Genomic DNA, 12,454 nt, shown 5'->3' with positions numbered 1-12,454 from the left:
TATAGTATCGCGGTTTTACGGACATGCTGTATTGTAGTTCCACGTCGTTCGTCTGCAAATCGCTGTGATAACAAACCTTTTGTCGGGACTTGACGAATGGAGTCGAATTATGTTAAGTTATATCCCGTTGTTCCGTTCAACGGGTCATTAGCTCAATTGGTAGAGCATCCGACTCTTAATCGGCAGGTTGAAGGTTCGAGTCCTTCATGACCCACCAGGTACATACGACGCGGGGTGGAGCAGTTGGCAGCTCGTCGGGCTCATAACCCGAAGGTCGCAGGTTCGAGTCCTGCCCCCGCAACCACGACGAAGAAACCCCTTCTCGATGTTCGAGAAGGGGTTGTTTGTTATTCAGTCGCGGCGTGATGCTGCGTTCAGGTCACATGATTTACGGTACGAGCGTGTCTTCCACCCGAAGTTTCTTCGGCGTCAGCTTACCTTGTGGTGCAGCGATGACAATGAGCAGTGCCATCAGCCCGTAAACAGCCGTCGTCAGCGTATCGTGAGCCAGTGCTGTCATGTCGTGAATGGCGATGATGTTGCGTAAGCCAGACACGCCGTACGACATCGGCAACAGCGGATGCACGGCCTGGAAGAACGAGGGTACCAGGTTCAGAGGGAACGTCCCACCGCTGGACGTCAGCTGCAACAGCAAGAGAACAATGGCGATAAAGCGCCCTGGACCGGTACCAAGCAAGGTGATGAACATGCCAATCACCGTAATATCTACAATCGACAACAAAATGTTGAACAGGTAGAACAAGGGCACGCTGGTCACCGTGAGTTTCAGTCCATACAAGAGCACGGTTGAGGCGATGAGCGCCTGCCCTACGCCAATGCACCACAACACACTAAACTTGCCAAGGGCGACGGTAGCCCGTGAGACGGGTGTTACTCGCCAGCGTCCTTCGCGCATTGGGACGAGGAAGTACAGCATCAAGGCGCCGACCCACAGGCTGAGGGGCATGAAATACGGTGCCAGGCCTTGGCCGTACTTGTTGACCGGAAACATGGGATGTGTCTCCGCGTTGACTGGATGCGACATTAACTCCGCGGTCAGGTTTGGGTTGGACAGGTTGGCAGATTGCATGGCGTCGGACACCTTGTGCGCAAAGGTGGTTTGCCCATCCGCCAATTGGGACGCACCGGTCGCTAAGTGATTGGCGCCAGATTGCAGCGCATCCATTCCGGTTGCCAGCTTGTGGCTACCTGCTGCAGACTGCGCCAAACCGGCGCTTACCTGAGCCGCACCGGCTTGTAATTGTGACTGAGCGTGCTGCACGTTCGCCACACCGCTGGACAGGCTGCCGAGGCCCGACTGCACTTGCCCGAGTGCCTGGTTGAGGGGCGCGATGCCCTGCTGAAATTGAGAGGTTCCGGCTTTGAGTTGCCCAGCACTCTGACTGAGGGTGCGCAATCCGTCGTTCAAACGCTGTGCACCGGTTTGGACCTGTGAAAGGGCAGATGCCAGCTGGTTGGCACCTTGTTGTGTCTGCGCAAGGGCAGCTGCCAACTGGTTCAAGCCTTCGTTTGTCTGTTGCAGGATGCCGATGGCCTGGACGACGCGCGGATCGGCCGATTGTCCAGCGTCTCTCTGGTAGGCTTGAAGCAATTGAAGCGACTGAGAAATGCCCGCCTGTAACTGTGTCACCGAGTCCCGCTCCGCGTTAGCACCGTCACGGATCTGATTGGCCCCGGCCGTGGCTTGACTGATTGCGGACGTCAGCTCAGCGCTCGCACTAGAAAGGCGCTGCGCCCCGTCTGCCAGTTGCGACGCGCCATTCACCAATTGACCTGTGGGACTCGCCAGCGGAGAGATTTGCTGGCGGATTTGTGTCAAGGCCTGGGTGGATTTCTGTAGGCCGGACTGCACTTGAGCGGTACCTTGTTGCACTTGACCGAGTCCCTTGGCAATTTGTGAGCTACCTGGTGCCAATTGGTGTAACGCGCTGTCCAGTTGGGTAGACCCGCTCTTGGCCGCCCCTACGGAACTGGACAAGGTCTTCGCGCCAGAAGCGACTTGCTGGCTGCCTGAGGCCAGCTTGCTGGCCGTTTGCGCAATCTGACTCATGCCTGACCTCGACCGACCAACCACATCGAGGAGGCGCTGAATATACTTTTGACTCAGGTTTTGCGCTAGCGTGGCCGCAATTTCGCTCTGCACACGGCTGGAAATCTGACCGGCGAGGTAGTTCTTTCCCTGATTTGGCGTGAACACGAGGTTCGCCTTTCGCGGGTGATTGGTTCCGACACTCAACACATCGGAGGTGAACGACTTCGGAATGTCGAGTACCATGTAGTACTGGTTGTTGCGGAGGCCATCCAGAGCAGCCTGATGATTGACGACATGCCAGTCCAGCGCTTTGTCCGTGACCAATGTCTTTTGCAGGTCTTTGCCGAAGTTCACCGTCTTCCCGTCCTGGGTGCCTCCAGTATCTTCGTTGACCAACGCGACCGGAAGTTTGTCTAAGGAGCCGTACGGATCCCAAAACGCCCACAGGTATAGGCAGCTGTACAGCAGAGGTAGCAACAGCATGGAAAACAGTCCGATGCGCCTCAGCTTATTTCGCCACAAACGCGTCCACTCGACCTGCATTACGGTCAGCATCTGCACGAATTTCCACCTCCCCTTCTGAAAGTCGTATGACCATGTCGACGTCAGTCAAGGTTGAACTGACGACGGACGTGAACAGGACGCCGACATCGTTCTCGTTCAGGCTGCGAAAGTACTGTTGCGCTTCGACGCACTGTTCTTCGGATAGGCCTTTCAATGGTTCATCCAGTAACACGAATTTGGGTCGGCCTGCTGTGGCGACTGCGAGCGAGGTGCGAAAGAGCGCGTATTGATCCAGGTCCTTGATGCGCGACTTCGCCTCTGCCGTCAGATTGTAGGTTTGCAACAGTTCCTGGGTCCTTTGGCGGGCGGCTTTTTGACGCAGCAGTTTCAATTGACTGTAAATGTGCTCACGCACTGTCAGGGTATCAAACAGCGGGCTGAATCCTTGAATGGGTCCAAGGCCTATCATTGACGCGTCAGGGCGCACGGGTGCCGCGTCCTTCGACTCGTCATGACGGATGTAGACCCGCCCGTGGGCGGGGCGAATATATCTAGCAGCCATCAACAACAACGTCGATTTTCCGCTGTGGGAAGGGCCGACGATGGCTACAGTGGAGCCCTCTCTGAGACGTATGTTCATGGTCTTCGGCGAGCTCCGTTCGCTTCCCAACCAAGGAACATCTTCAAACACCAGAAACATACAAATTCCCCCAAAATGACACGATGTCATTTTCGCTGCAATCATCATAGCACGCGCATCTAAGTTATACAATGCCTTACCTGGTCCCACTTTGTACGGTGCCCAAACCACGCATATTGGTTGCAGTCACATCATTTACTAGAAGGAAAGTGTGCGAAAATAGCGAATTTGTCAGTGAGGTTACACCGAGGGGGTTTTGCATGCTGTTCAAAATCGGAAAAGTGAAGGTCAGCCAGGCGGTACTGGAGAGCGATATCTCGGTGTCAGACCTAATTTCTGCGTTTGCAAGATACATTCGCGGCGACTGGGGAGACGGCGATACGGTAAACGAGCTGCACAACGATGTGGCAATCGCTTGCGGACTCCCTATTTTTGCCACGTATACCTCCGCTGACGGTCAAACATTTTGCATGTCGACTGCAAATGGTATCACGAATATTTGCTTGCCGGAGGAAGTACATACGGAGCATCTATCGGTGTTCAACCAAATTTCCTGAATGTACTGGTATACAGAGAGGAACGGCAGTGAGGGGGTTCGCTGTTCATTCCTGGAATTCCTATGTTCATCGTTATGTTGCAAATTGCTGAAGACGGAGCCGATGAGTTCACCAAATTCGCAAAGGCGATTCGAGGTCACAAACGGCCTCGGATCGCCTTTTTCGTGATGAGCGTGGTGAGGGCGCGAACAATTCACACATACATTTGCCTATCGTGCAGATAATGTTCTATAAAATATATGAAATCGAAACTGTCGTTCTAGGGAAGAGAACAACGGAGGGGCGTCGATGGAATTTCGGCAATTGCAGTACTTCCAAGCCGTCGCGGAACTGGAGCACGTCACGCAGGCGGCGGAGCGCTTGCATGTCGCGCAGTCGGCCATCAGCCGCCAGATTCGGCTGCTGGAAGAGGAACTGGGTGCGCCTCTGTTTTACCGCGAGGGGACAGGTATCCGTCTTTCGGCGTTTGGAAAGCGATTTTTGCCAAGAGCGTTGCGCATCCTCCGCGAAGTGGAATTCGCCAAACAAGATGCAGAGCACTTTTTGAATCCAGAGGCCGGTACTGTGAGGCTTGGGTTTCCGCACAGCGTAGGCGTGCATTATGTGCCCTCGCTCATTGCTGCATTTCGCGAGGAAGCGCCTCACGTACAGTTTGACCTTGTCCAGGCGCGTGTGCACGACTTGATGTCCGCGCTGCACGATGGCGATTTGGAGCTGGCCATCATTACACCGTGGGAAGATGTGCAGACTGTACCCCATTTGACCGGTGAGTACCTGTACCAGGAAGAGCTGCGCGCCATTCTGCCCAGTGGGCATCGGTGTGCAGAAAAGGAAGATATTCAACTGTATGAACTAAAGGACGATCCATTCATTCTCTTTAAACCAGGTTACACGTTGCGCACCCTGGTCTGGGACGCTTGCACCGCAGCCGGATTTGAACCGAACATCGCCTTTGAAGCCGAAGAGACGGACACGATTCGGGCGTTCGTCCAGGCAGGGCTGGGCGTCAGCATACTGCCGATGGTAGGGCCGAGAGATGCGCAGGGCATCGCAGCTGTTCCCATCTGCGGCAGAGGCGTTCAGCGCTCCGTTGGGATTGCGTGGCACAGTGAAGCTGGCCGTTCTGGCCCAGCGGAGCGCTTTGCTCAGTTCGTGATTCAGCGCGCTCGTTCCCATAGGAAGAGGAACTGACAACTCGAATCTGTTCGAATGCAAATGATACCGCTTGATTGTCTGAGCCCGTCGACGTAGTATCTACCGTGAAAGTCCGCAGAGGAAAGGGCGAAGATACACGTGTTTCGTACACTGATGAAATCGAAGATTCACCGGGCTACCGTTACGTTGACGAACCTGAACTATAAAGGCAGTATCACGATTGATGGGGCACTTGCAGAACAAGCAGACCTAGTGGAAAACGAACTCGTGCAGGTAGTCAACATCAACAACGGGCAGCGGTTCGAAACCTATGTGATTATCGGGGAACCGGGCTCAGGCTGCATTGAGTTGAATGGTGCGGCTGCCCGGCTTGCTGAACCTGGCGATTTGGTCATCATCATTTCATACGGCATGTACGACGAAGCGGAAGTGAAGACGCATAAGCCGACGGTGGTGATGGTGGACGAGCACAACAAACCCACGGAATTGCTCGATATCGAGCGTAACTAAGTCATCGACACGGAGGCAGCTGACCAATCGGCTGCCTCTGCTGTTCGATTGCAGAATACATTGGACCCCAACCGCCGTACAAATTACGCTTTTTGGAACGACGGGTCTTCGTACGGGTGGGCTACCCAACCGGACGGGTCGATGAACAAGCGGATGGCGACCACTTTGCGTTCGTCGGTGAGTGTGAAAAAATGCGGGTTATTTTCGGGGACGGAAATGACGTCGCCAGCTTCCAGTTCGACGTCGAAGTATCCGACCTGTTCACTTTTAATCACAAACACGCCGCTGCCCGCTGCAATGGCACGGACTTCGTCTTCCGTATGGGTGTGAACCTGTTCAAACTTTTTCAACATCTCTTCGAGATTTGGCGTCGCGTCGGAGAGAGAGATGACGTCCCACTTCACGTACCCGCGGGCTTTGGCCAGGGCTTCGATGTCCTCCTGAAACGCGTCCAAGATCTCCTGCTTCTCCTCGTCTGTTAACACAAACTTTCCATGTAGTGCCTGCGGCAGCTTGTCGACGTTCCAGTGGTCGTAGAACACGTTGTTGTTGGCCAGAAACGCCCGTACGTTCTGTTCTCCTGAAATCTGTTCGTTGGTATTGCGCACGCGAATCGTCGCCATTGTCGATGCCTCCTGTCCTTCGTTTCATCGCTGGTTTCGTTGAAGCCAGACGCCCACGCGTCGCTTTGTTCGAAATTTTATGGCATACATCTTAGGTCACCTTTCGACAAATGTCTATCTTTTTTTAACGATTCCGCATGGATGAACCCGCAATCCATTTAGAAAAGGATGTTGGGCCCAGCCAATGTTGACAAAGGATTCCTGGGCTCTTATAGTATTTCTTAGCTTTCATTTTATTCGCAATACTACCTGTCCTTGCGGCAGGTTCATAACTGAATCACCTTATCCAGAGTTGGTGGAGGGACTGGCCCGATGAAACCCGGCAACCGGCCTGTCGCGCCTCATGGTGGGAACAGGCACGGTGCTAACTCCTGCAGGGCTTTCCTGAGAGATAAGGGTCCACCACAACGACGTGTGCGCCTCTTTCCAACAGGAAAGGGGCGTTTCTTGTATCGCACCAGCGCGTGCAAATCAGGATCCGTGTTCTGCAAATCACTGAGGATGTAAGGCGAGAAGGAGGAGACTTCGATGGCTGTGGCAAGACCAGGATACGTCGTCGCAAAGTACGTCCTCGAGGACCAAGCGGCACAACTGTCAAAGCGCGCGGAGGGAATCGCTGTGGGCCTCACGGTAGGCTCTTGGACGGATTTGCCCGCGGCAAAACAGGAATCGATGAAACCATACCGCGGTGTGGTCGAAGGGATTGAAGTCATTGACGAGTTGCCGGAAGGACGCGTTCGCGCGGAGATTACGATTGGCTATCCAACCGTCAACCTGACGCCGAGCATCCCGGCTGTACTCACCACGGTCTTCGGAAAACTTTCGATGGACGGCGTGATTCGGCTTGTTGATTTGCGGTTGCCAGCGGAATTTATCGCTGCGTTCCCAGGCCCAAAATTTGGCGTGGCCGGCGTGCGTGAGCGCGTGCGAGTCCAGGGTAGACCGCTGGTGATGAGCATTTTCAAGTCGTGCATTGGCCAAAGCTTGGATGAACTGGCTGCGCACTTTGCGGAACAGGCGGAGGGTGGCGTGGACCTCATCAAGGACGACGAAATCTTCTTCAGTGAACAACATGCGACGCCAGAACAGCGGGTGGCTCGCTTTCGTGACATCGCCAGCCGCGTCGAGCAACAGACCGGGAAGCCCGTATTGTACGCGGTGAACCTGACGGGGCGCACGTTTGAACTCCGCGACAGAGCGAAGCGCCTTGCGGACCTAGGTGCCGGCGCGCTCCTGCTGAATGTGGTCGCCTACGGTTACGACGTGTTACAGGAACTCGCGTCTGACCCTGACATTCACATTCCCATCATAGCGCATCCGGCGGTGGCCGGCGCGTTGTATGGATCTGCGACGCATGGGATTTCATCGCACATTTTGCTAGGCCAGTTCCTTCGCCTGGCTGGTGCGGACATTGCCATATACCCGTCACCGTATGGGTCTGTCACATTGGCAGCCAAAGAAGGGGCTGCTTTGGTGGAGTCCCTGCGCCAACCGAATGGATTGAAACCGGTTCTGCCGGCGCCGTCCGCTGGCATCCACCCTGGGTTAGTGCCGAGGTTGGTCCGGGACTTTGGTCTCGACATCATTGTCAACGCGGGGGGCGCGATTCATGGCCATCCACAAGGTGCGACTGCAGGCGGTAAGGCGTTCGTGGACGCCGTTCACGCAGTCGCGACCGGTCACAGTCTGAAGGTGGCGGCGGAAGGTAGTGAGGCACTGCGTTTGGCACTGGATAAATGGGGGTATTCAGCATCGTGAAACACAGCCAGGTGGCGTTTTACTGTGATTTTGACGGCACCATCGCGGAACGGGACATGGTGGGCGTAATCCTCAGACGGTTTGCCCCGCCAGAGGCCGAACGCATTGTGGCGGAGGTGAACGCGAAGCGAAGGACGGTGAAGGACGGGGTTGAGGCTATGTTTGGTCTCATTCCCTCAAACGTGTTCCCGGACATGGAACAATACGCTCGCGAACAGACGAAACTGCGCCCTGGGTTTGACGCCTTCGTCGCGCTGTGTCGTGAAAAGAGATGGCGCTTGACCGTTGTCAGCGGCGGCTTTGACTTCTTTGTGTATCCAGTTGTCGCACCGTACCGCGACGTCGTCAAGGTCTACTGCAATTCACTGGATGCGACCGGTGCGTACCTCAAGGTCAAGTGGGGCGTTCCTTGCGACACGGCGTGTGACGGTGGCTGCGGCCTCTGCAAGCCGACAGTGATTCGCAAAACGCTGCAGGCTGGGGAAACGCTCGTCGTCATTGGTGACGGTGTTACGGACGTCAAACAGGCGAAGTTGGCGGATTTTGTGTTTGCACGAGACAAACTCCTCGCGGAGTGCAAGGCACTTGGTCTTCCACACGCCAAGTTCGAAACATTTTATGACATTGCCAGACATTCGTATCTGGCGGTTGAGGAGGCGTGACGTGATGTTGCGTGCATGGGAGCAGAGGCAAGCGGTTCGCCACCTGGCGGACGAATTGGCACAGCGCGGATGGCTGCCGGCGACCAGCGGGAACTTGTCAGTGAAGGTGGCGGATGATCCACTCACGATTGCGATTACGCGAAGCGGGGCAGACAAACAGAACCTGTCAGAAGACGACGTGATTCTTGTCCATGGGGACAATCAAGTGGCGGAGGACACCCCATACCGACCCTCTGCAGAAACCATTGTTCACACGAAACTGTACGCGAAGTTCAACTGCGGCGCCGTGTTGCACGTCCATACGCTCTACAACAACCTCGCGTCCGACGTTTATTTTCAAGAAGGTTCGGTAGAACTCGCAGGATACGAGTTGCTCAAAGCGTTGGGGCATTGGGAAGAGGACGCTCGCATTCGGGTACCGATTGTGGAGAACTACCACGATTTGCGCCAGCTCGGTGAGGCGGTTGGGCAAGCCGCAGAGGCGGATGTACCTGGTGTGTTGGTACGCAACCACGGCATCTACGCATGGGGACCAACGGTCGCAGAGGCCAAACGACACCTGGAGGCGTTGGAGTGGATGTTTCAGTACCATTTGCTACGCCTTCAATTTGCCGCTTCCAATCGCTCGGCAGGGGTGTCTTTGTAAGGCAAGCTTTTGGTCTGATGCATAATTTACCGTACATAGCCCTGAGGGAAGGTCCTCAGGGATTTATTGTTTCCCATCGACCTTCTTGGCGTCGTCGTGGCCCAGGTGCCCAACTTCCAAAGTTCACTTGTCATTCATCCATTCGCCGCTACACTCAGGCACATACTCTGGGAGCAGGGTATTGGCGAGGGGGGTGACTTCGATGTACTACGGAGCACTTGGCGGGTACACAAGGTGGGCAATTGTGTTCCTCATTATCTTTGTCCTGTTTGTACTGCTGGTTCCGTACGACGGGGCAGCCGCCTGCTGAGCCTGGTCACCTTGGGATACAGTCGATGTTTGCACCCTTCGGGGTGCTTCTTTATGTGGGAAGTTGGTGAAAGCCAATCACAGAAGTCAGAAGGCAACGCGGCGGGCATGGCATGAGCCGTCTCATGATGTGGTTTTTTCCATACGCTACATTACGTTTTGCCAATGGGGGGTGACTGAGTATGTATGATGGTGGATGTTTCGGTGGTTTCACTCGATGGGCAGTCGTGTTCCTGATTATCTTCGTTCTGTTTATCCTCCTGATTCCGCATCACGGCGGATATGCGACGACTTGTACAACAACGCCGGTTTGCTAATGAATAGGGTCACGAAGAAATCTCTCATTCAACATGAGGGATTTTTTCGTCAATCGACGCTTGGCGCTGAAAGGAGGTCATTCTTTGGTTCATCATGGCCATATCAACCGTTGCATGGGGCAATGGGTCATTTGCCATACAAGACAAGGCAACATTCCAGGACGCCTGTTAGGCTGTGACCGTACCCACTTGTTTTTACACGCCCGTGGCTACAGAACGGTCGTTGGAGACGCAAACGAGACTTCGCAAGTTGTTCACAGCTTCGGAAATGACTCAGGCGATACCGCCCCCGTGTCCTACTATGGATACGGGTATGGTGCTGGCGGGTACGGCAGAACAGCCGTGGCTCTCGCATCTGTTGTTGGACTTACCGCCATCGGTCTAAGTGCACTTTGGTGGTAGAGTCAGGCATGATTTGAATCGGATCAGCCTGATTTTGAATATCCGCGTGTGACGCATGGTAAATGGCTCAACCAGAGGAAAGCGAGCATGCGTATTCTAACAGCATGCAATACGAAAGGGGTGTTGGTCCGTGTACGATGGAGGCGTGTTTGGTGGTTTCACCCGATGGGCTGTCGTATTTCTGATTATCTTCGTGCTGTTCTTCCTGTTGGTACCAGGATATGCTGGTGCTGGTTACGCAGGTGGCGCCGGTTATGGAGCATGTGGTGGTATAGGAGCCTATTGAGTTAGGCAACACCGCATCAATGAAAATAGAAAAATATACCTGTTCATCTCGACCCCCAAAAGTCACTGTTGGTCAACGAATACTGTGTCATAGAAGTTGAGGCTTCTTTGAGCGTACGTTTGAAGCCTCTCTTCTCCTCCTATTTCAGCTCCGCTTCGGCGGGGCCTTTGTTTTTTTAGGCACCAGGGAACCATTGAGGGCTTTATGGAATAGTGTGTAGTACACGGCAGGAAAGCGCCCCTCGCTCTGAACAAGCAGGGAGGCGCGTGGCGATGGAACAAGTAGTGGTGATGCTGCAAATTGTTCTGATCAGCCTGCAAATCATTTTGTTCTGCCTACAAATCATAGATCAACTCATGCACCGCATTCATAAACGCGGTATCACTCATGTGTGGCGCAAACTTGAGCAAAGCTTCTGGATGAGGGGAACCCGCCGTACTCACATCCGTAGGTAATGGGGGAGGGCGCTTTCCTGTCAGCCTGGATAAAATGAATGAATAAATACCCCGCCTTCGGCGGGTTTTTTATTTGGAGCCACCCGTGCTGGGTATCATGTCGCAAAGCCAATACGCAGAGGTGGATTCATTCGTTCTGGCCGACACGGGTCCTGAGTGATGGATTTGTGCAGTGAACGCGGTTTCAGAGGAATATTTTATGTTCATTTGTTTTGTAAGTGTGATATTATGGTGATTGTGTATTTCGAGCGACGAAATAAGTGAAAGGAGAGGATGACCGTATATGCACAAGTTGTTTCCTCCTGCAGTCTGGGCAACAGCTTTTGCTACGCTGATTGCGTTCATGGGCATCGGCATCGTGGATCCCATCCTCGGCTCGCTGCTCCATGCTTGGGGAATTACCAAGTTTGAAGTGGAGTGGCTGTTCACCAGCTACATTGCCGTGATGGCGGTGGCGATGTTGTTGTCAGGGGTGCTTGCGACGAAGTTTGGGGCAAGGCGCGTCTTGGTAACGGGTCTGACGTTGGTGGTGATTTTCGCTGCACTCAGCGGTCTCGCACCGAATATCGGATTCCTGGCGGTATTCCGCGGGGGATGGGGGTTGGGAAATGCATTCTTCACATCCACCGCATTGTCCATCATTGTCGGTGCATCCGCGGGTGGCATGGCTGCGGGCATTACGCTGTATGAAGCTGCACTTGGACTTGGGCTTGCATCAGGTCCTTTGCTGGGTGGGTTTCTGGGCAGCATTCATTGGCGCTTTCCCTTCTTCGGAACGTCTACGCTAATGCTGATTGCACTGATCTTCACACTGTTTCTCGTGAAAGACCCTGGACACAAAGAGGTGTCACGCAAAGCGGTTGACGTGTTCCGTGCACTAAAACATCATGCTGTGCGTGCGAATGCGCTCATTGGATTGGTGTACAGCTTTGTTTTCTTCACCATCCTGGCGTACTCGCCGTTGACGCCAGCCTTTCAACAGCTAGGCAGTTTCCACGTGGGCTTTGCCTTTTTTGGCTGGGGTATTCTCGTCGGGGTATCTTCCGTGTTTGTCGTCAACTGGCTGCGTCCAAAATTGGGACCGATTCGGCTGCTCGAGTGGAACTTGCTCTGCCTGGTTGTGGTACTCATCTGTGCAGCCGTGGTCCGTGGTCAGGCACTGGTGTGGGTCATTGTCATATCCGGGTTCTTTTGCGGTATCGCGAACGCCATGTTCACTTCACTAGCCATGGAGGTCTCCCCGTTCTCTCGTTCCATCTCTTCCGGGGCATACAACTTCGTGCGCTGGACGGGAGCGGCCCTGTCACCGATTTTGTGCGGATTCATCGGGGATGTGTTCGGGGGACAGGTGCCATATTGGCTCGGGGCTGTTCTCCTCGTGATTGGCTGGCTCGGCCTGCGTGCATCCCGGAGGATGCTGGTCGTGGCATTGGAACAAAACGGACCGTCGGGTGCGCTGCACGGCTGAATGTATGCGCAGTCCGTGTGGTCGTATCTGTCATGAACAAAGCAGGCCGTCTCGGCGGAGTCGATGGGGCTCACCGAGACGGCCTGCTTGCGTTCAGAACCTGGTGCCA

12 protein-coding genes, 2 tRNA genes and 1 riboswitch are annotated in these 12,454 nt (G+C 54.5%); of the genes, 11 read left to right on the top strand and 3 right to left on the bottom strand.

The window, feature by feature from the left end; genetic code table 11:
• The first annotated feature begins 141 nt into the window (after positions 1-141).
• Both YWK_RS0113275 and YWK_RS0113270 read left to right on the top strand, forming a co-directional pair.
• A tRNA-Lys gene (locus tag YWK_RS0113275) sits at positions 142-217 on the top strand.
• An 11-nt stretch (positions 218-228) separates the two neighbouring features.
• A tRNA-Met gene (locus YWK_RS0113270) sits at positions 229-304 on the top strand.
• Positions 305-388: 84 nt separating this feature from the next.
• Here the strand turns inward: YWK_RS0113270 and YWK_RS0113265 are convergent.
• Entirely contained in the window at positions 389-2,608 is a 2,220-nt protein-coding gene (locus tag YWK_RS0113265) for a YhgE/Pip domain-containing protein (protein WP_245578616.1), read from the bottom strand.
• Entirely contained in the window at positions 2,562-3,257 is a 696-nt protein-coding gene (locus YWK_RS0113260) for an ATP-binding cassette domain-containing protein (RefSeq protein ID WP_026965189.1), read from the bottom strand. The genes YWK_RS0113265 and YWK_RS0113260 overlap by 47 nt, the downstream gene beginning before the upstream one ends.
• Positions 3,258-3,457: 200 nt before the next feature.
• Here YWK_RS0113260 and YWK_RS0113255 point away from each other — a divergent pair, with 200 nt between their 5' ends.
• The 3 genes from YWK_RS0113255 to panD all read left to right on the top strand — a co-directional run bounded on the left by YWK_RS0113255 (position 3,458) and on the right by panD (position 5,419).
• Positions 3,458-3,754: a hypothetical protein gene (locus YWK_RS0113255; protein WP_026965188.1), complete on the top strand. Its 297-nt coding sequence runs from the start codon at positions 3,458-3,460 to the stop codon at positions 3,752-3,754.
• A 288-nt stretch (positions 3,755-4,042) separates the two neighbouring features.
• Positions 4,043-4,945, top strand: coding sequence for a LysR family transcriptional regulator (locus YWK_RS0113245; protein WP_026965187.1), 903 nt, complete (start codon positions 4,043-4,045; stop codon positions 4,943-4,945).
• Positions 4,946-5,047: 102 nt separating this feature from the next.
• Complete coding sequence (panD, locus tag YWK_RS0113240) at positions 5,048-5,419, top strand: aspartate 1-decarboxylase (protein ID WP_026965186.1); 372 nt, start codon at positions 5,048-5,050, stop codon at positions 5,417-5,419.
• 83 nt (positions 5,420-5,502) lie between these two features.
• Here panD and YWK_RS0113235 read toward each other — a convergent pair whose 3' ends face one another.
• Positions 5,503-6,042 (bottom strand): 1,2-dihydroxy-3-keto-5-methylthiopentene dioxygenase, encoded by a 540-nt coding sequence (locus YWK_RS0113235; protein ID WP_026965185.1) that lies wholly within the window; start codon positions 6,040-6,042, stop codon positions 5,503-5,505.
• A gap of 279 nt (positions 6,043-6,321) precedes the next feature.
• A riboswitch (SAM riboswitch) is annotated at positions 6,322-6,440 on the top strand.
• Positions 6,441-6,570: 130 nt separating this feature from the next.
• Here YWK_RS0113235 and YWK_RS0113230 point away from each other — a divergent pair.
• The 6 genes from YWK_RS0113230 (at position 6,571) to YWK_RS0113190 (ending at position 12,345) form a co-directional block, all read left to right on the top strand.
• On the top strand, positions 6,571-7,800 hold the full coding sequence (locus tag YWK_RS0113230) for a 2,3-diketo-5-methylthiopentyl-1-phosphate enolase (RefSeq protein ID WP_026965184.1): 1,230 nt from the start codon (positions 6,571-6,573) through the stop codon (positions 7,798-7,800).
• Positions 7,797-8,462 carry an MtnX-like HAD-IB family phosphatase gene (locus tag YWK_RS0113225; protein ID WP_245578615.1) on the top strand — a complete coding sequence of 222 codons (666 nt, stop codon included), beginning with the start codon at positions 7,797-7,799 and terminating at the stop codon, positions 8,460-8,462. The genes YWK_RS0113230 and YWK_RS0113225 overlap by 4 nt, the downstream gene beginning before the upstream one ends.
• 4 nt (positions 8,463-8,466) lie before the next feature.
• Positions 8,467-9,108: a methylthioribulose 1-phosphate dehydratase gene (gene mtnB, locus YWK_RS0113220; RefSeq protein ID WP_026965182.1), complete on the top strand. Its 642-nt coding sequence runs from the start codon at positions 8,467-8,469 to the stop codon at positions 9,106-9,108.
• 1,158 nt (positions 9,109-10,266) lie between these two features.
• Positions 10,267-10,422, top strand: a complete 156-nt coding sequence (locus tag YWK_RS22150; protein WP_169727183.1) for a hypothetical protein — start codon at positions 10,267-10,269, stop codon at positions 10,420-10,422.
• Between the two features lie 272 nt (positions 10,423-10,694).
• Positions 10,695-10,877: a hypothetical protein gene (locus YWK_RS0113195; RefSeq protein WP_026965180.1), complete on the top strand. Its 183-nt coding sequence runs from the start codon at positions 10,695-10,697 to the stop codon at positions 10,875-10,877.
• Positions 10,878-11,160: 283 nt separating this feature from the next.
• Positions 11,161-12,345 (top strand): MFS transporter, encoded by a 1,185-nt coding sequence (locus YWK_RS0113190; RefSeq protein WP_026965179.1) that lies wholly within the window; start codon positions 11,161-11,163, stop codon positions 12,343-12,345.
• The last annotated feature ends 109 nt before the right edge of the window (positions 12,346-12,454 follow it).

The sequence above is a fragment of the Alicyclobacillus pomorum DSM 14955 genome, from assembly GCF_000472905.1.
GTDB classification, from domain to species: domain Bacteria; phylum Bacillota; class Bacilli; order Alicyclobacillales; family Alicyclobacillaceae; genus Alicyclobacillus_A; species Alicyclobacillus_A pomorum.
The sequence above is the reverse complement of the archived record's forward strand: the minus strand, read 5'-3'. Positions and strand labels throughout refer to the sequence as shown.

Bases quoted from the DNA above. Each gene is read 5' to 3' on its own strand.
- YWK_RS0113195 (WP_026965180.1), top strand. From the start codon at position 10,695: ATGGAACAAGTAGTGGTGATGCTGCAAATTGTTCTGATCAGCCTGCAA.
- YWK_RS0113255 (WP_026965188.1), top strand. From the start codon at position 3,458: ATGCTGTTCAAAATCGGAAAAGTGAAGGTCAGCCAGGCGGTACTGGAG.
- YWK_RS0113245 (WP_026965187.1), top strand. From the start codon at position 4,043: ATGGAATTTCGGCAATTGCAGTACTTCCAAGCCGTCGCGGAACTGGAG.
- YWK_RS0113235 (WP_026965185.1), bottom strand. From the start codon at position 6,042: ATGGCGACGATTCGCGTGCGCAATACCAACGAACAGATTTCAGGAGAA.
- YWK_RS0113265 (WP_245578616.1), bottom strand. From the start codon at position 2,608: ATGCTGACCGTAATGCAGGTCGAGTGGACGCGTTTGTGGCGAAATAAG.
- YWK_RS0113260 (WP_026965189.1), bottom strand. From the start codon at position 3,257: ATGTTTCTGGTGTTTGAAGATGTTCCTTGGTTGGGAAGCGAACGGAGC.
- YWK_RS0113190 (WP_026965179.1), top strand. From the start codon at position 11,161: ATGCACAAGTTGTTTCCTCCTGCAGTCTGGGCAACAGCTTTTGCTACG.
- YWK_RS0113230 (WP_026965184.1), top strand. From the start codon at position 6,571: ATGGCTGTGGCAAGACCAGGATACGTCGTCGCAAAGTACGTCCTCGAG.
- mtnB (WP_026965182.1), top strand. From the start codon at position 8,467: ATGTTGCGTGCATGGGAGCAGAGGCAAGCGGTTCGCCACCTGGCGGAC.